Consider the following 17,834-nt stretch of genomic DNA (forward strand, 5'->3'; position numbering starts at 1 on the left):
ATCTGTTCAGGATACCTGGGAGTGATCGATCTTCAAGGACGAAGACATTGAGCAGGATGATCTGCGCAGCCCGCGCGCGCCGTGGGCCGTGCTGCCGCCACCGTCGATTGAGCCTATTGCCGACAGCTTTCGTTGCGAGGTTCTGATCATCGGCGCCGGCATAACCGGCGCGTTGGTGGCCGAGCGCCTGACACGGCAAGGCCGCCAGGTCGTCATCATTGATCGCGAGATACCGAGCCTCGGTAGCACGGTCGCCAGCACCGCGATGCTGCTCTGGGAAATCGACCGCCCGCTATTTGAACTCACGCAGCTCTATGGCTTCGAGAAGGCAATCCGCTGCTATCGGGCCAGCCACCAAGCCGCGAAAGGTCTGATCTCCTTGGTCGCCCATCATCGAATTGCCTGCCAGATGCGACCACGCGTTTCGCTCTATCTCGCTGTCGATGACAGCCCGAAGCTTGTTCAGGATGAATATGCGCTGAGGAGCCGCTCCGATCTGCCGTCCCTGTTTCTCGACCATGGCGCGCTGCTGAAGCGCTTCGGCATCACGCGGGCCGGCGCCCTTTTGTCAAGGGACGCGGCCGATGCCGATCCGGTGCGGCTCACACATGGTCTGCTCGATATCTCTCTCCAGCGGGACGCCCGCCTTCTGAAGGCCAACGCGGTTGCCTACGACAGCATGGCCTCGGGCGTAACTGTCGGCCTTGAGAGCGGACTTTCAATCGAAGCGCGTCGTGTGGTGCTGGCGACAGGTTATGCAATGCCGGATATCGTGAGGCCCACGGCCCAGCAGCCGGCTTCCAGCTGGGCCATCGCGACCCGGCGGCAGCCAGCCAATCTGTGGCCCGAACAGGCGCTAATCTGGGAGGCGAGCCGAAACTATCATTATGCGCGGACGACCGCTGATGGCCGCATCATCCTTGGCGGTGAGGATGGTCATGCGCTGATCGAGCCGGGGGCTCGCGATGACGCCACACCGGCAAAGGTGAGGGCGCTCAAGGATTATCTGAAAGTGCTTTGGCCGCATGCATCGGATCACGTGACCTTCAGCTGGTCGGGCGCCTTCGATACCACCCGTGACGGCTTGCCGCTGATCGGCACGGTACCCGGCTGCAAGAACATCTTCGCCGCCTTTGGCTATGGCGGCAACGGCATCACCTTCAGCTTTCTCGCGGCCGAATTGCTGGCCACGTTATTTGCCGGAGGCTCTTCGCCCCTGCTCGATGATCTTGCGATCGACCGCGATATTCCCGGCTAACGCCGCGCGATCAGGCAGCCCAGCATGAAGGCGACGAGCAACGACGGTAGCGGAGCGTCGCGCACCACGTCACGCAGAAAGGCAACCGCTTGACCGGGCGGTTGTCCCTCTTCGAGGCGTTGCCTGACCGTGCGGGCGGTCTCGCGCACGCCTTCCGAAACCTCTTTCACCTTGTCCAAGGCGTCTTCGCTCGCCATTTTGATCCTCCTCCAGGTGTCCCACAATGAATGTATTGGGCATCCATCCGTTCCTGCAAATGGCGGCGCGCGGTTCGTTGTAGCCCAACGGCGGGACAGCTTCTCAGGTGCTGATGTCGTGATCTTTGGTGCGCCGGACGCGACGCCGCATGTGCCAAGCCGCGCCAGCCATGCCGCCAGCGCTCCCTCGGCTCTTCGCGAGAGCCCGCAGAAAATTGCGAAAGATCCGTCGATTTGGAACCGGTCTGCTCCAGCGCGGAGCGTGCGGCGATGCCGGGCTATTTGACGACGGCACAAATGGCGGAGGTGCGGTAAGCGGACGATGGGACGTTTGACGCCGTCTTTATCCATCTGATGAGCCTGCATCATGCGGGGCCGTCCAGATGGCGGAAGATGAGTGGCATTCTTCCGGCGATCCACGCTTGCGTCTGATGGCGCACGCTATCCGACATGAGCAACAGGGCGAGATCGCCTTGATGAAGAATGTTGGCGGCATCGAAGCCGTGCGCCAGGCAACACGCAATATGCTGGCGAATAATCTCTGACCAACCTTCATCTTTGTCCGAGGAACGAGCCGCGGGTGTTGCGATTAGCCTCCATGGGCCGGGCAACAATGAAGGAGAAAACAGATGGCAGACGAACAGCGCGGTGGCTCCGGAAATTTCGCCAACGATCCGCAGCGTGCCTCGGAAGCCGGCAAGAAGGGTGGCGAGCACAGCCGCGGCCAGCAGGGTCAGCAGACGCAGGGCGGACAAAAGCCCGGTCAGCAAGGCGGCAGCTCGTCGGACAATCCCGGCAACTTCGCCAATGATCGCGACAAAGCCAGTGAAGCCGGGCGCAAAGGCGGTCAATCCTGAGAACGTTCCGCAATGAACCAGCGAGGCCAGGACGTCGACAGGATGTCCTGGCCTCATTTCTTTCACAGCTCTTCTTCAAGGCCTTCGCCCGCCCCGCTGCTACGCACCGAACTTCAAAGGTCGCTTGGCCGCCATCTGCCGAAGCTGATCCATGCTGCACTCGCCGGCTTCTTGTCAGGTCGCCGGCGGATGATCTTCGTGCAGGGCCGAAGCCGATCGCCGTTATGTGATGGTAGGACACGTCAACGATGTAGTTTGAGAAGTTCTGAAGGTTGTGCCGGGAGGCCCGTGAATAGCCGATCTTCCAGGGCCGTCGACAATCACAACGTCTTCCAAAGAAGGCTAGACTAACCGACCTCCGGCGATCGTTAACATTTTTGAATCGCATTGCGCGAGAACGCGGTTATAGTGAGACTTTCCCTGCTTTGGGGGCAATTCATGTTTGATACGGCAACCACCACGCTTTTGCGCGCGGTCCTCGACGAAGTCTGTGAAAGCGTTTCGCATTGCGAGATCGGAGCGCGTACCCATGTCGCCTCGAAGATTTTGGAGGCGGCTACCAGAGGCGAGGTGTCGCCCGACGAGCTCAGGCAGGTGGGTCGGGACGCCCTTTCACACGCGCCTACGATGTGGCGCTGATAGGTCGAGGCGGGCGTGAATTTCCAGGTCACGGTGCTGAAGATCCTGGTGAGCTATCCGGATGGCTTCGCCGTGATGGAGGATCTCAAGCGCGACATGGCAATCCTGGCGACCAGCGGCCGGGATTGGGCCGATCGGACCAGGCGACTGGCTGCGCGCGTGCCGGACCTCGACATCTTTTCCCAAGGGCTGGTGGACCGGGAAAGCGGCGGCTGGAAGATTACCGCGAAGGGGCGGGCCGTGCTGGAATTCATGGAATCCCGTCTAGCGGCACCGGAACCGATCCAGGCGCCCTCGGTCGAGGAGGTAGTGCCAGCGGCGGTTCCTCCGCTGCGGCAGCCCGCCGATCGTGCCATGAGGCGCCGCGAACGTCGTCGCGAGGCGCGCGAACGGGCGAGGGCGAACGCCTCCTGAGACGAAATTGAAGAAAAGCCGCCAGCGGAGCTCGGCGGCTTAGCCGCTGACCTGTGCACCACATCCTAACACCAGGCAGCGGCGAAGAGAGGAGGGCGCGAGCAGAATCCACCCGGTATAGCGAGCCGCGACCGCTCCGCCGCCCAAACTACACGCGAGCACCTCGCATTTGAATGGGGGCCATTTTTCTCCGGCGAGAGTGCCGTTCAGGACGCAGGGTGCCCGGGGCCTGTCAGTTCTATGCTCGGCCGTGATCCCTGCCGGCGTAACGAACCCCACGCGGCGAATCGCCGAAGCGAGCTCGGAACAGGCGATTGAAATGCGAAACATCCGAGAAGCCTACCTCCAGCGCGATATCGGAAATTAGCTGCGCGCTGACGCGCGCCTCGGTTAACAGTTTGAACGCAAGTTGGAGACGTAGCTCATTCACGTGCCCGGTGAACGATGATCCTGATAACGCCATCAGGCGCTGCAGATACCGAGGTGAAATGCCTTGGCGATGAGCGACCTCCTCGACGCTAAGCCCAGGCTTCTGAAAGTGTGCCGCGATGTAGTCGAGTACGGCGCTGTGGCGCGCGGTCACGACCGCACTCGTATCGCTGTCGCCCAAGGGAGCGCACTCGCTGACCGCGAGCGCAACAAGATCACAGGTGTGGGCTACGACCGCATCACGCAGCTTGGGGGCCGCCAGAGCCCCCTCCTTAAATGCTGACTTCAGATAGGCCATGAGGAGGCGGAGTGGTTCATTTCGCTGAGGAATCGGGCGCATGGCGAGGCTCTCGATATCTGTCACGCGCTGCGCAAGCGCCTCGCGGGGTACCGCCAGACCAAATAGCGTTCCGTCGATATAGGTGACGGTAGCGGGCTCCGAATGCAGAATCGAGGTTGCGTCGCCCGCGAAAAGATCGATGTCCCGGCCGCGCTGCGACAAACGACTTTTGCCGGGTAAGCAGACGATGAGGCCGATCGAGTCGTCGCCGTCAGCAACGCTCGCCCGCAAGCGCTTGAAGCGCATGGGAGAGCCTTTCAGTGCGAGCGTGCGTAGACCCTGGAGCGCCTGCAATGTTGCGTCGGCTTGAAACGGAACGTTCGTTAGAGGTTCGATATCGACGTGAACTATTCCCCGCACAAACCTCTCGCGCCATAGTGGAAGTCGCATCCGCTCCGGATGCTCGCGCGTCGAGAATCGATGCGATACGAAATTGGCTGCGTCCGTAGACATGGGGACCTCCAGCCTTGATAAGCCACTGGGTCAAAACGCTGCGGCGGTCAGCTGCCGGTATCCGTCTTTTGCAATTCGCGCACCGACCGTCTCCTCAGGTACGCAGGATTCCAAGAAGCTACTTCATTTGTCTGCTAGTCTCATTCACCTGTGATTGATGCTGATGTGAACTGGATCACGTGGCGACCAGAAAATTACGGCAATTTTTGATTGCAAATGCCACGTGCAAATATCTCCTTTAAAGGAAGATGATTGTATTGGCTCTATTTCAAATTGCTGCCATCGGATCCGGTTTGAACGTCCCTGGCAGGCTGCAAGGCCAGATCCAACTTTATTACACTGCTCGCGACTGATCGGGTTCATCGGCCCCGCGGGCAGAAGTTCCGCAGAACAACACTGTCCTCTGATCCGATTTCCTATCGTGCCTTGATCGCCGCATCACCTTTAAGGTTCGTCGGACCCAAATTACTTCCCGGCACTGTTCCTTTTTGGCTGCCGATGAACTGGTCGAAATCTGTCGCATGGGACGTCGACCGTGGTGATCAGGAAGAGGTTCGATCATGTCCACCATACTCGACATGCTTTATCGCGAGTACTGCCGGGCCCGCCTCACCGAAATGCGAAAGCAGCTTTTGATACGGGGCGTTGACGACAAAATCCTGGCAGCGCCTTGGGAGGACGATGATCCTCCCGACCCTGGCGCTCGAAGGGGTAGCCGGGCGGCGAAGGAGTCTCCATCATCCATCGGGTAGCTGGAGCGCGTTGTCGACCCCATGAGGCGCGAGCGCGGGCCAACAGATGGACGATCGAACTCAAACCTCGACGCGATTGTTCGGCGAAACTCCGCCGGAGTTCAGAACGGACGGCCGTGATGTGCGTATCGATGTCTGCCGCGGGATCGCGTTATGGTGGATCTTTCTCGATCATGTTCCCAATAACATCGGGAGCTGGCTGACACCGCGCAACTACGGCTTCTGCGATGCCGCCGAGATCTTCATGTTCCTCTCGGGCGTGACCTGTGCGCTGGCCTACGGCAGGGCGCGTGAGCGCGAGGGCTGGAGCGGCATGATCGGCCGTTCGCTGCGCCGGGGATGGGACATCTACGCGGCGTTTCTGCTGCTTACACTCGCTTGCGCCATCCTGGTCTACCTTGCGGGCAGCGATGATCTCGCCGACGGGAGCAATACGCGAATTCTGCTCGAACGTCCGGGCGCGACGCTTGCGCACGCCGCAATCCTGCAATACCGGCCTGTCAACACTGACATCTTGCCGGTTTTTGTGATTTTTCACGTGCTGTTCGCGCCGCTGCTGTGGCTGCTGCTGCGAGCGCCGAACGTCACGCTTGGGGTGTCCTTGTTGCTCTACACGGTCGTGCACGTCTTTGGTTGGAGAGTTCCCGCCTGGCCCAATGGTGTCTGGTTCTTCAATCCGCTGGCTTGGCAGTTTCTGATCGTGTTGGGCGCATGGTGCGTCATTGAGGGAGAGAAATTCCGGCCGTGGGTGATGTCGCGCTTGACGCTTGTTCTGGCCGTTCTCTATCTAGTTTTCGGCCTGGTCCTTGCACAGAGTTGGAGCATCGAGCCGCTGGTCTCGCAAATTTTGAGGGACCTGCCATTTCCACTGGATAAATCGAATCTCAGTCCGATACGGCTGCTGCATTTTGTGGCTCTTGCAATGGTGGCGCTACGATTCATTCCGCGGAATTGGGAGGGGCTTTCGACGCCGGTGCTGAGCTGCGCGAAGTGCTGTGGCGAGAATTCGCTGCCGATCTATTGTCTCGGCGTCCTTCTGGCGCTCGCCAGCCAGCTTACGCTGCTCGATTTCTCGGGGGGGCTTGCGATGCAGATCGTGGTTAGTGTTGCCGGAGTGCTGACGATGATCGGCGTCGCGCGGTTACTGAACGCGGTCGGCATCCAGTGCGAACGGAAGTCAGCGGGGACGCAGTCGATCGGGAAAGTTCCGCCGGTTCGCTAAGCTGGTAGAGCAGCCGAAGAGGCTTCTGACTCGCATTTTCGCTACCAGCTTCAGATGCTGGCGGACAGTTACATGACGTTGGCAAAGAGTGCGTTCGTCTTGGAGCGATCCGGCAAGGTCCTTGAGATATTGGAGCGATCCCGAAAGAAGTCTGACATGTCGGTAAAGCGCCAGCCTTCACCTTTGGTTCTCATCGGAAAACTGAAGGAAGGCCCAACTCGCGACGCCGCGCCCGCGTGGCTGACCTCCGGAGGTGCCGAGGCGAAAGGATGCATCAAGGGAGCTATCGTCGGGGGTGTCGCCGGCCACATGGCCGGCCACGGCAAGCTTGGTGCTGCGGCCGGCTGCGTGATCGGCCATCACGAAGCGAACAAGTCGGATCCGAACAAGGCCAACGCACAGCAGCCGGCCCGCCAGAAGTGAACGGTTCAACGCGTCGATGCTCGAACAGGCGGGTATCGCGACGTTTGTTCGGTTGAGCCGCGATGCCTCCCCGGCTGGGGAGCTGCTGCACAGCTCTGCCAGCCGAGCCGGAAGAGGGGTGGTTGAGCCGCCTCGACCGGAGCGGATTGACCGAATGTGACGCGCTGATTGTATCAGGCGAGATCGGCAAGGTCTTCCTCGGTGAGGAAGATATCGCCGGCGCCCATGTTTTCTTCCAGATGAGCCATGGACCCGGTGCCCGGGATCGCGAGCATCATCGGCGATAGAGCCAGCAGCCATGCCAAGGCGATCTGGTTGGTGGTCGCCTTGTGCCGGGCCGCGATCCGGGCGAGCCGATCATCGTCAATTTTCGTCGTCCCGCCGCCAAGCGGGAAGAAGGGACTGAAGGCGACATTTTCGGCTTCGCACGACTTCAAGAGGGCAACGTCTCCGCGCTGGGCGATGTGAAAGTTGTTCTGCACGGCGACAACGGGGGCGATCTTGCGCGCCTCCTGCAGATGGTCCTCGTCGATATTGCTAAGACCCAGGTGACGGATCAGCCCTTCTTCGCGCAGGGCAGCGAGAGCTTCGAACCGTTCAGCAACGGACTCTCCGTGGGGCGGGGCCATCGCGCCGATGCGGAGATAGACGATATCGAGCCGATCCAGTCCGAGGGTCTCAAGATTCTCCTCGACCAGTTGTCGCATCTCGGCGCCGGTGCCTGCTCGGAAGCTGCCATCCGCGCCGAAGACGGGCCCCACCTTGGTCGCAATCACCAGATCCGACGGATAAGGATGAAGCGCTTCGCGGATCAGGCTGTTCGCGCGAACCGTCTTGTCGCTGCTGTAATAGAACGCGGCAGTGTCGATGAGGTTGACTCCAAGTTCGACGGCACGACGCAGCACGGCGCGGCCCGTGGCAGGATCTCGGGCTGGTCCTCGGAATCCGTTGGCAGAAAGGCGCATGGCGCCAAAGCCGATCCGGTTGACGGTCGTGTCACCGCCGATGAGGAAATTCGTCGTTTTGGTTGATGGCATTTTTTACTCTCTCGATATTTGTCCGACGACGCAGTCGTCGCGAACGTTGCGTTTGATGGATTCCGGCGTTGTCAGATCCCAGCGGGTCAACGTCCGTCGATGCTGTACTCATCGAGCTGGACGCTGCCAGTTCCCAGGGGCAGCGGTACCGTCGCGGATATCAGCAGGGCATAGGGAATGTCCTGCAAAGCAGCCAACCGGACCTTGATCCCCGTGTTGGACATCATGAACCTCGTCGTGGTCGCGTCCGGATTGTGACCTGCGAGCGGCTTGTAGCGAACCGAGCAAACCGTAACGGGACCCTTGTACGCGCGAGACTTGACCTGCTCCGATCCTGCATAAGCGAACTCCAGGTCCGAGCGTGCCGCTCCCGTGAAAAGGCGCACGGTCCGTCTACATGTCGAGGGGTCGAGATCTCCGCCGTTCTGCCGCACCGGCATGATGAGTGCACTGAGGGGATCGACGACGTTCCTTCTGTGCTCTTCCGTCAGCGGAATTCTCGGACCATCGATCTCGATTGGCGGGTCGATTTCGGCAGCTGTGATGTTGCCGGCAGCTGATGCCACGCGGATCGTGCGTGTCTCAGCTCCAGCCTGGCTGAGCGAAAAGGAAGATGGCAGGATCAGTCCGTCCTTCAATGTTCCATCAGCCTTCATGCTCAAACGGTACGGCCTCGCGACGGCTGCAATGCCGCTCAGATGCGCGGTGAGATCGGCCTCGTAGCTCGTGGGACCGATGTTGCTTGTCGTCATGAGCTCGCCAACCCGGACTCCGAGATACGACAAGGAATATTTGGCGCGAACCGTGGCCGCATCCGATGCCGGTATCTGGATTGTCAGACTTGATGCCACCAGAAGCGCGCGGAACGCGCTTCGTTTGGCGGGCAAGGCGAGCCGCTTCGCCATCATAGCGCGACGACAATTCGGCCGGGCCCGCGAAAGCCGGACTCCGCGTTTGCAATCGCGGTGAGGGCCTCGCTGAATGGCTTCTCGAGGCCGATCGTCGGCCGCAACACACCCTCATGCGCAAACTGGGCGATCTCCGGGAGATGCTCGGTTCCCATGGTCGCGAAAGCCATCTTGTAATGTCCGGACAGCATTCCACGGAGGACTCGTCCTGGAGTGGGATTGATGTCGACGAACACGCCTCCACGGTTGAGCATGGCAAGCCCTTCACTCACGGACATCGTTCCCGCCGTATCGAAGATCGCATCGAACTTCCCGGCGCTTCGGTAGGAGGAGCTGTCAGCGTAATTGAAGACCGGGTCGACGCCCGCGGCCCTGGTCTTTGGCATGGCGGCCTTGCCACACGAGCCAGACACCGTCGCGCCGCGCGCCAGCGCCAATTGCACCGCGAACGTGCCGACGGCTCCGCTACAGCCGTTGATGAATAGGCGCGATCCGCTGCGGGCTTGTGCCTTGTCGATGATTGCAGCCCAGGCCGTCGTCGCCGGGATCGGAAGGCAAGCAGCTTCGCCGAAAGAGAGCTGCGGCGGCTTTCTTGTCAAATATCGGGAGTCGACCACGATGGACTCGGCAAAAGCGCCGGCGTTCTTGAAGTCCATCGTGCCGAAGACGTCGTCTCCAAATTTTACGTTCGTCACGCCATCGCCGACCGCCTCAACGGTGCCGGCGTAGTCGGACCCGACCCCTTTCGGAAACGTTCTGCCGATGATCAGTTTCATGGCACCCTGACGGAGCTTCCAGTCGAGGGGATTGATGGCGACTGCCTTCACCTTGACGCGCACCTGGTGGCGTTCGAGCGGCGGCGGAACGTAGTTGCCGAAATACATTTGTTCCGGACCGCCGAAGCGATCGTACTGAACTCTCTTCATGGCGGGCTCTCGGTTCTGCATCAGTGTGAGGCCACGAGGCTTTCGATCTCGGCCGAGGCTGCCGCCATGGCGGCATTGCGGCTTTCCGGGGCTGATGCCGAGACCTTCCGCACGGATCGCGGTAACGTCGCTGACGCCGAGGAAGGTGAAGAACCCTTTGAGATACTTCTCCTGATGATCGAGCCCGGCGGCCGGCTGACCCTCGCGATAGAAGTTGCCGCGCGAGGACGCGATGATCACGCGTTTGCCCTTTGCAAGCCCTTCGACACCGTTGGGGGTGTAACGGAAGGTCTTGCCCGCGACCGCCACGCGATCGAGCCAAGCCTTGAGCTGCGAGGGCAGGGAGAAATTGTACATCGGCGCGCCGACAACGACGACATCGGCGTCAAGGAAGTCGTCGAGAGCTTTCGCATTTCGCGCCGCGTTCTCTTTTGTGGCGACATCCTCGGGTGTCGAGCCTCGCTGAGCCAGCAACTCCGCACCGGTCAGATGCCCGATTGGCTCGGCCGCAAGATCGTAGCGGATGACCTCGGTGGCGGGATTGAGAGCGGTCAATCGCTTGACGATGGAGTCGGAGAGCCGCCGGCTGGCCGAATGATCGCCAAGGATGCTGGCGTCGACATGCAGAAGTTTCATAGTCCGTGTCCTTTCAAATGGTCCCGCGATGGAGCTTCCGGAAATTTACAGTCTGTGTAATTTCAAATATTGCAGTGACTGCGAATTTACAAGGGGTGCGGTTTTTGGTATTCGAAATGCCATGGAAAACGAATCGACGGCTCCGGAGGGATGGCGCGAGCAGAAGCGTCGTGAGACGCGGCAGCGCATTGCCGAAACCGGGCTTAATCTCTTTATCGCCAATGGATATGAGGCGACGACGCTGGAAGCGATCGCGGCGGCTTCCGGCATATCTGCGCGAACATTCTTCTATTATTTCAAGTCGAAGGAAGACATTCTCCTCGCCTGGCAGCAGGGATTGCCGGATGCCGTCCGCGCGGCGATCCTTGCAGAATCGCCGGACCAGCGCCCCCTTCACCTCGTGCGCAACGCCTTCTTGAAGCTGGCGGTGCAGTTCAGCTCCGAACAGGCCGTGGCCATCGATCGCATTTTGCGTTCGACCGAGCAGCTTCGGGCGAGCAATCAGGCGAAGTTCTTGTTGATGGAGAAAGCGGTTCTTGAAGCTCTATCCGAACACTGGCCGCAGGCGCGCCGACGCAAGGCGCTCCAGGTCGTTGCGATGGCCTCTGTCGGGGCGATGCGTCTTTCCGTTGACGCATGGGGCGACGAAGCAGGTCAAAAGCCGCTCGCGAGCTTCATCAAACAGATGTTTTCCGCGTTGGAGACCGAGCTCTAGCAATTGCGCAAGCACGCGTCGTACGAGACGTCGTGTTATTCCGAGACCTCGATAGGCTCGTCGGGAGGACACAAACTCAGCCGACGATACCATCCGCAAGAAGCCGCTCGATGCAGACCCGCTTGCCGGAATGAGACATGGCATTGCGCAGGATGAGCGGCAGCAAGCCGCCTGCACGAAGAATTGCGCATTCCAGATTGGTTTCGATCGCAGCCGTCGCGACAAACCGTCCGGTTTCCACGCCGTTCCGCAGGATACGCACGGCGACGATTGCGCGTGGGGCGATCGTCTCCGCCGGAGCCTCGATCTCGATGCCGTCGTCCGGCCGGAGGTCCAGGTCCTGCGGACGACGATCGGCAGGCAGGCGAAGCGGCAGGATTCCCATGCCGATCAGGTTGGAGCGGTGGATGCGCTCGAAGCTCACGGCAAGGACCGCACGGACACCGAGCAGCGCAACGCCCTTGGCGGCCCAATCGCGGGAGGAGCCCATACCGTAGCGCTCGCCGGCCACGATGACGACGGAGCGGCCTTCGTCTGCGTAACGCTCCGCCGCGCCCCGCAGAGACACACGCTCGCCTGAGCCGGCGTGAATCGTTGTTCCCGGAGCGATATTCGGGCCAAGCAGGTTGCACACGCTCTTGTTCGTGAACAGTCCGCGGAGCATCACCTCCCAATTGCCTCGGCGGGAGGCGAAAACGTTGAGGTCGCGGGAGTCCTCGCCGCGAGCGACGAGATACTCGGCCGCTTCACTGTCCGCCGCGATCGCGCCGGCTGGCGAGATATGATCGGTGGTGATGTCGTCTCCAAGCACCAGCAAAGGCGCCGCCTGGTAGCGACCCAGCCGCGTGCCGGTACCGAGCCCCGCAAAAGGCGGGCGCCGGATATAGGTGGACGCGTCATTCCATGGAAATAGCGCTGTGCCGGGAGCTTCGAAAGCCGCCCACTCGGCGCTTGCTTCGGCTGCATCATAGGCATCCGCGTAATCGCCGGCGTTCTGTGCCAGCGTCAAGGCCTCGTCGATCTCCTGGCCCGTAGGCCAGATATCGGCGAGGCGGATGTCTAACCCGGCGGCATTGCGGGCGATGGGATCATGCAGGATGTCGCGACCAACGTCTCCGGCGAGTGCAAAGGCAATCACGAGCGGGGGCGATGCCAGGAACGCAAGTTCGATCTGGCCGTGCACGCGGCCGGGAAAATTGCGATTTCCTGACAGCACCGCGACTGGAGCGAATTCGCGGGCCTGCATGGCCTTGGCCATGGCGGGCGCGAGCGGTCCCGAATTGCCGATGCAGGTCGTGCAACCATAGCCGACAATGCCGAAGCCGAGCGCTTCCAGATCGGCGAGCAGGCCGGCACGTTGCAGATAGCACTCTGCTGCGGGCGATCCCGGCGCAAGCGACGTCTTCACCCATGCCGGAGGTATCAGTCCCAGTCGTCGCGCCTTGCGCGCAACGAGCCCTGCGGCGATCAGGAGCCGTGGATCCGACGTGTTGGTGCAGCTAGTGATCGCGGCAATCGCCACGGCGCCGTCGGCCGGCTCATCCGTGTCGGACCGATCCGGCACGGGCGTGCCGGCCTTGTTCGTCAGCACAGGCGCCAGCGCGTCGGCCGCCTTGCCGGCGGAAATACGGTCCTGCGGTCGGCGGGGCCCGGCCAGGCTGATCTCGATCCCGCCGAGATCGATCGAGACAGTCTCGGTGTAGCGAGGCATCGCGTCCGGATCGAGCCAGAGCCGCTGGCGACGTGCATAGGCCTCGATCAGCTCGAGCTGAGCAGGCGAGCGGCCCGTTTGCGCCAGATATTCGAGCGTGCGCGCATCGATGGGGAAGTAGCCGGAATTGGCGCCGAACTCCGGCGTCATGTTGGCGACGACGGCGCGCTCGCCGGCGGAGAGGCTCGACACGCCCGGTCCATAGAATTCGACGAAGCGATCCGCAAGATCGATCCGCCGCAGCCGCTCCGTGACGGTGAGGGCAAGATCGGTCGCAAGCACACCCTCGCGCAGCCGCCCCGTGAGGCGGACGCCGACCACGTCGGGCACGCGCATCGTGACCGGCATGCCGAACATCACGCTCTCGGCTTCCAGTCCGCCAACGCCCCAGGCCAGCACGCCGATTCCGTTGATCATCGGCGTGTGGCTGTCGGTACCGATCAACGTGTCCGGGACAGCCCATGCCGTCCCATCGCGCTCGAACGTCGTGACCACGCTTGCAAGCCGCTCGAGGTTGAGCGTGTGCATGATGCCGGTGCCCGGCGGATGGATGCGGACATTGTCGAGCGCGGCGCTCGCCCACTTCATGAACCGATACCGCTCGCCGTTGCGCTTCATCTCATGCGCCATGTTGAGCTTCACCGCGTCGGGGCGAGCGAACACGTCGACGCCGATCGAGTGATCGGTCGAGACGTCGACCGGCAGCACCGGATTGAGCCGCCTCGGATCGCCGCCCGCTTCCGCGAGCGATGCGCGCAGGCCCGCGATGTCGACCAGCGCCGGGCCGCAGGTGGTATCGTGCATCAGGACGCGCGAGGGCTGGAATGCGATCTCGCGGTCGCTGCGGCCATGCGCGAGCCAGCCCAGGATGGCATCGATTGCCGCCTGCCGATCCTCACGGCCGTTGCGCAGCACGTTCTCGAGCAGGATGCGAAGGATCACGGGCAGGCGAGGGAGCTCGTCGCGTGCAACAGTCGCGATATCGGCGATGCAATAGGCTCGTGCGCCACTGACGAGCGTCGCGAATTCAGTCATCCCTGTATCCTGTCTGTCCGGTCAAGCAGGTTGCTCGGCCGGTTGCGTCTGCGCCTTGCCCTGGTTCTCCATCCTTGCGAACCAGGTCATCAAGAACGAGACGAACAGCAGGGCGCTGAGGAGCAGAAGCCCGCCATAGGTGCTGCCGGTAGCGTCCTTGATGGCACCGATCGCGTAGGGCCCGGCGAAGCCGCCGAGATTGCCGATCGAGTTGATCGCCGCGATGGAGACGGCGGCGGTCGAGCGCGTGAGAAACAGGCCGGGCAGCGACCAGAACGGCGACTTGAAGGCGTAGATCCCGGCCAGCGATAGCGAGATCAGCGCCATCGCGATGGCCGGCTGAACCACCAGTCCCGAGAGCGCGAGCGCCACGGCGCCGAGCAGCAGCGGAATGGCCGAGTGCTTCTGCCGCTCGCCGGTGCGGTCGGAATTGCGCGACCACAACACCATCGCGACCGTGGCGAAGGCGTAAGGCAGCATCGCGACAAGGCCGACCTCGAAATTGGTCAGCGATGCGGACAGCCCCTTGATGATCTGCGGCATCCACAGGCCGATGCCGAGATTGCCGACCTGATAGATGAAGTAGATCACCGACAGGAACAGCACCTTGGGATTGGTGATCGCCGCAATGATTCCGAGATGTTGCACGTTGCCTCTCGCGGCGTGATCCTTGCGCAGCTCCTCGCTGAGCCAATCGCGCTCTTCCTTGGAGAGCCATTTGGCCTGCTCGGGGCGATCGGTCATGACGAAGTAGTTGATGACGCCGGCAATGACGGCGGGGCCGCCTTCCAGTAGCAGCATCCAGCGCCAGCCGCTGAGGCCGAAGCCGCCCACATGATCCATGATCCAGGTGCTGAGCGGCGCGCCGATCAGGTACGATACGGGAATGGCCGCCGTGAACAGCGCCACCGTCGTCGCCTGCTCCTTGGCGCGGAACCAGTAGGTCAGATAGATGATGATGCCGGGAAAGAACCCGGCTTCGGCAACGCCGAGCAGGAAGCGCAGGACGTAAAGCTGCATCGCGCTCTGCACGAAAGCGCTCGCGGTTGCCACGAGGCCCCAGCTGATCAGGATCCGCGAGATCCAGATGCGCGCGCCGTATTTGTTGAGGGCGACGTTGCTCGGCACCTCGAACAGGAAATAGCCGATGAAGAAGATGCCGGCGGCAAAGCCGAAGGCCTCGCTCGACAGCGCGAGCTCCTTGTTCATCTGAAGTGCCGCATAGCCGATATTGGCGCGGTCGAGATAGGAGATGACGTAAAGGCCGAAGCAATAGGGCACGATGCGCCAGAACACCTTGCGCATGGTGGATTGCTCGACCGTCGCTGCGGTTGCGGACATTTGGCGTTCCCTTGCTGCGTTTCCGTGGGGCTTGTCGGGCAACGCCAACCTCCCCGAAAGGCGGGCGCCTTGCGGGCAGTTATGCATTTTATAATATAAAATGCAATACGGTCGAGTTTAGACCTTCGGCACCTTGATCAGGCCGGCGCCTTCGATGTGCACGCGAAGGAAGTCCGAGGCCTCCTGCCGCAGGCCTTTTTCCAGCAATGTCAGGATGTTGATGTGCTCGCGGCACTGGATGGGAAGGCGGCTGCGGTCCAAGGTGATGCGGTATTCCACCAGCCGCCGCAGGCGGTTCACGCGCTTGACCGCATCGACGAAAAACGGATTTCGTGCACAGCCGACCAGCATTTCGTGGAACTCGGAGTTGGCGGCGAATATCTCGGAGCGCGAGGCGCGTTTGTAGCCGCCGTCGAGCAGCCATTGCTGCTGCTCGCGCGCCGCTGCGAATGCCGCCGGGTCGATTTCGAAGCTCGGCAGCAGCAGGGCTTGCGGCTCAAGAGCGACGCGCAACTGATAGCCCTGCTGATAGCTTTCGCGCGACGTGAGAAGAGGGCCAAAGGCCCAGCCATTGCCGGGCAGGCGCTCGATCCAGCCTTCATCCGCGATTTTCGTGAGAATCTTCAGGAGCCGCGTGCGGGAGAGGCCATAGCGGCGCATCAGCTCGTTCTCGCTGACCTTGTCCGGGAGCTTTCCGGCAAGCCGGTCTTCGGCAATGGCAAAGTACCACTCGTCCTCGCGCTCCGGCTCGGCATCTTCCGCATCCGGCAGGTCGGGAAGCTCGGCTGCGCTCTTGACCAAAAAGAAGCCGCGATTGGGCTCGGAGCGGACGACCTTCATCTCTTCCAGGATTTGCAGTGCCGCGTTGATCGGGGCGCGCGACACCCGGAGCGCGTCCGCCAGCGTCTGGCTCGGCAGATGCTGCTCGGCCTGCAAGCCGTTGGCGCGGATGTAATCGAGGATCCGTGCGGTCATCTGGGTCGCGAGATTGGGACGTGGCATGGGGGGCGACTCGGGTTGCTCCTGACCTGACGAGATGTCGCGCACCGGCGCGGCCGGCACAAGCGGGGCGCGGTTCTTGCGTCTCGTCCATAATTGTGTTTTAAAAAATAAAAAGCAATAATGCGAGGGAGCCGTGACGCCTGGAAATTCTGTTGCGCATCGCGCGCGATCGTTCCGTATCGATGGCGCGCGCCTGTCGCGGCGCATGTTCGCGCGCCTCATCGCCGCCGGCGCCCTGACGACCGCATGGCCCGGCGCGTCGGCATTATCTCAGACACCGAAGTCTCACCCGGAGGACAGCATGCCCGAAGGCACTCGCTCATTCGTCTATGTCGGGGCGCGCACCACGAAGGAACGCAACGCCCGCGGCGACGGGCTCAACGTCTATGCGATGGACAATGCAACGGGCGCCTGGCAGCACATCCAGCTGCTGGGTGACCTCGTCAATCCGTCGTTCCTCGCCTTCGATCGGACGCGTCGCTTCCTCTACACAGTACATGGCGATCTCAGCGACATTACGGCGATGGCGATCGATCCTGCGAGCGGCAAGCTCACGGTGATCAACCGCCAGAGCACGGAAGGAAAGAATCCCGTCCATCTCGCCATCGACCCGAGCAACCGGTTCGTGGTGGTGGCCAATCACATCACCTCCACGCTTGCGCTGCTGCCGCGAAACGAGGACGGCTCGCTCGGAGCCGTGATCGATCTCGTCAAGCTGGAAGGCAAGATTGGGCCACATCGCGTCGAGCAGCCCTTTGCCAAGCCGCATCAGGTCGAGTTCGACCCCTCGGGTGCGTTCATCGTGGTGCCCGACAAGGGGCTCGATCTCGTCTTCACCTACAGGATCGATGGCGAGAAAGGGAAGCTCGTGCTGGCCACCAAGCCGGTGCCGACGCGCGAAGGCGCGGGTCCCCGTCACGTGGCGTTTCACCCCGGCGGGCGGTTCGCCTATGTCGTCAACGAGCTGGACTCGTCCGTCACGGCCTATCACTTCGATGCCGCAACCGGCGCGCTTGCACCGTTCCAGATCGTGTCGGCGGTGCCGGACACCTACGCCGGAAATAGCCGGGCGGCAGAGATCACGGTGTCGGCAGACGGACGCTTTGTCTATGCGTCCAATCGCGGCGATGACAGCATCGCAGCCTTCGCGATCGAGCCGGCGAGTGGCAGGCTTTCGCCCATTGGCTGGACGCCGAGTGGTGGCAAGACGCCGAGGTTCTTCGCGCTGGCGTCATCGGATGAATTCCTGTTCGCGGCCAACGAGGACACTGACACGATCAAGTTGTTCAAGCGTGACGGCGCCAGCGGCCGCCTGGTTGCGACGGAGCAAGCTGTCCAGGTGGGAAGCCCGGTTTGCATTCTCTTCCGGTAAGATGCTGCGAGGATGCAGCGCCGCCACTTCGCCGCGTACCGGCCACCACGCCTCGCACATCACGTACAACCGGGGGTAGCACGATCACCGCAGAATTGCCCAGGCGATCACATCCGGCAAATGGATTTGTGGACCCGATCCTTGATCGGAGTTGATTGATACCCTAA

The 17,834-nt window shown here is 61.8% G+C and carries 16 protein-coding genes; 7 read left to right on the plus strand and 9 right to left on the minus strand.

Annotated elements, in window-relative coordinates; translation table 11 throughout:
- Positions 1-88: 88 nt before the first annotated feature.
- Complete coding sequence (locus IQ16_RS32010; protein ID WP_018645207.1) at positions 89-1,258, plus strand: NAD(P)/FAD-dependent oxidoreductase; 1,170 nt, start codon at positions 89-91, stop codon at positions 1,256-1,258.
- On the opposite strand, the gene IQ16_RS32015 is transcribed toward IQ16_RS32010, so the two are convergent.
- Positions 1,255-1,455, minus strand: a complete 201-nt coding sequence (locus IQ16_RS32015; protein ID WP_018645206.1) for a hypothetical protein — start codon at positions 1,453-1,455, stop codon at positions 1,255-1,257. The genes IQ16_RS32010 and IQ16_RS32015 overlap by 4 nt on opposite strands.
- A gap of 365 nt (positions 1,456-1,820) precedes the next feature.
- Complete coding sequence (locus IQ16_RS47685; protein WP_430648220.1) at positions 1,821-2,378, minus strand: hypothetical protein; 558 nt, start codon at positions 2,376-2,378, stop codon at positions 1,821-1,823.
- A gap of 372 nt (positions 2,379-2,750) precedes the next feature.
- On the opposite strand from IQ16_RS47685, the gene IQ16_RS46710 reads away from it, so the two are divergent.
- Positions 2,751-2,951 carry a hypothetical protein gene (locus tag IQ16_RS46710; RefSeq protein ID WP_026312341.1) on the plus strand — a complete coding sequence of 67 codons (201 nt, stop codon included), beginning with the start codon at positions 2,751-2,753 and terminating at the stop codon, positions 2,949-2,951.
- Between the two features lie 15 nt (positions 2,952-2,966).
- Entirely contained in the window at positions 2,967-3,365 is a 399-nt protein-coding gene (locus tag IQ16_RS32035; RefSeq protein ID WP_018645202.1) for a hypothetical protein, read from the plus strand.
- 238 nt (positions 3,366-3,603) lie between these two features.
- Here IQ16_RS32035 and IQ16_RS32040 read toward each other — a convergent pair whose 3' ends face one another.
- Entirely contained in the window at positions 3,604-4,587 is a 984-nt protein-coding gene (locus IQ16_RS32040; RefSeq protein ID WP_018645201.1) for a helix-turn-helix transcriptional regulator, read from the minus strand.
- A gap of 798 nt (positions 4,588-5,385) precedes the next feature.
- On the opposite strand from IQ16_RS32040, the gene IQ16_RS32050 reads away from it, so the two are divergent.
- Together IQ16_RS32050 and IQ16_RS32055 are read left to right on the plus strand one after the other, a co-directional pair.
- Entirely contained in the window at positions 5,386-6,561 is a 1,176-nt protein-coding gene (locus IQ16_RS32050; RefSeq protein ID WP_018645200.1) for an OpgC family protein, read from the plus strand.
- A 201-nt stretch (positions 6,562-6,762) separates the two neighbouring features.
- Positions 6,763-6,984 carry a hypothetical protein gene (locus tag IQ16_RS32055; RefSeq protein ID WP_026312340.1) on the plus strand — a complete coding sequence of 74 codons (222 nt, stop codon included), beginning with the start codon at positions 6,763-6,765 and terminating at the stop codon, positions 6,982-6,984.
- Positions 6,985-7,157: 173 nt separating this feature from the next.
- Here IQ16_RS32055 and IQ16_RS32060 read toward each other — a convergent pair whose 3' ends face one another.
- From IQ16_RS32060 to IQ16_RS46715, 3 genes are all read right to left on the minus strand, one after another.
- Positions 7,158-8,021 carry an oxidoreductase gene (locus IQ16_RS32060; protein WP_018645197.1) on the minus strand — a complete coding sequence of 288 codons (864 nt, stop codon included), beginning with the start codon at positions 8,019-8,021 and terminating at the stop codon, positions 7,158-7,160.
- Positions 8,022-8,107: 86 nt separating this feature from the next.
- On the minus strand, positions 8,108-8,926 hold the full coding sequence (locus IQ16_RS32065) for a DUF3108 domain-containing protein (RefSeq protein ID WP_158646954.1): 819 nt from the start codon (positions 8,924-8,926) through the stop codon (positions 8,108-8,110).
- Complete coding sequence (locus tag IQ16_RS46715) at positions 8,926-10,491, minus strand: NAD(P)H-dependent oxidoreductase (protein WP_018645195.1); 1,566 nt, start codon at positions 10,489-10,491, stop codon at positions 8,926-8,928. The genes IQ16_RS32065 and IQ16_RS46715 overlap by 1 nt, the downstream gene beginning before the upstream one ends.
- A gap of 121 nt (positions 10,492-10,612) precedes the next feature.
- On the opposite strand from IQ16_RS46715, the gene IQ16_RS32080 reads away from it, so the two are divergent.
- Positions 10,613-11,206: a TetR/AcrR family transcriptional regulator gene (locus IQ16_RS32080; protein ID WP_018645194.1), complete on the plus strand. Its 594-nt coding sequence runs from the start codon at positions 10,613-10,615 to the stop codon at positions 11,204-11,206.
- Positions 11,207-11,282: 76 nt separating this feature from the next.
- Here IQ16_RS32080 and acnA read toward each other — a convergent pair whose 3' ends face one another.
- From acnA to IQ16_RS32095, 3 genes are all read right to left on the minus strand, one after another.
- The gene (gene acnA / locus IQ16_RS32085) at positions 11,283-13,952 is read right to left on the minus strand and encodes an aconitate hydratase AcnA (protein ID WP_018645193.1); all 2,670 of its coding nucleotides are present in this window, start codon (positions 13,950-13,952) and stop codon (positions 11,283-11,285) included.
- 21 nt (positions 13,953-13,973) lie between these two features.
- Positions 13,974-15,293, minus strand: coding sequence for an MFS transporter (locus tag IQ16_RS32090; protein ID WP_018645192.1), 1,320 nt, complete (start codon positions 15,291-15,293; stop codon positions 13,974-13,976).
- Between the two features lie 117 nt (positions 15,294-15,410).
- A complete protein-coding gene (locus IQ16_RS32095; RefSeq protein ID WP_145831966.1) occupies positions 15,411-16,295 on the minus strand; it encodes a GntR family transcriptional regulator in 885 nt (294 codons plus the stop codon).
- Positions 16,296-16,596: 301 nt separating this feature from the next.
- Between IQ16_RS32095 and IQ16_RS32100 the strand changes: the two genes are divergently transcribed.
- A complete protein-coding gene (locus IQ16_RS32100) occupies positions 16,597-17,667 on the plus strand; it encodes a lactonase family protein (RefSeq protein WP_026312338.1) in 1,071 nt (356 codons plus the stop codon).
- Positions 17,668-17,834 lie beyond the last annotated feature (167 nt).

Source organism: Bradyrhizobium huanghuaihaiense (genome assembly GCF_007830635.1).
GTDB lineage: Bacteria > Pseudomonadota > Alphaproteobacteria > Rhizobiales > Xanthobacteraceae > Bradyrhizobium > Bradyrhizobium huanghuaihaiense.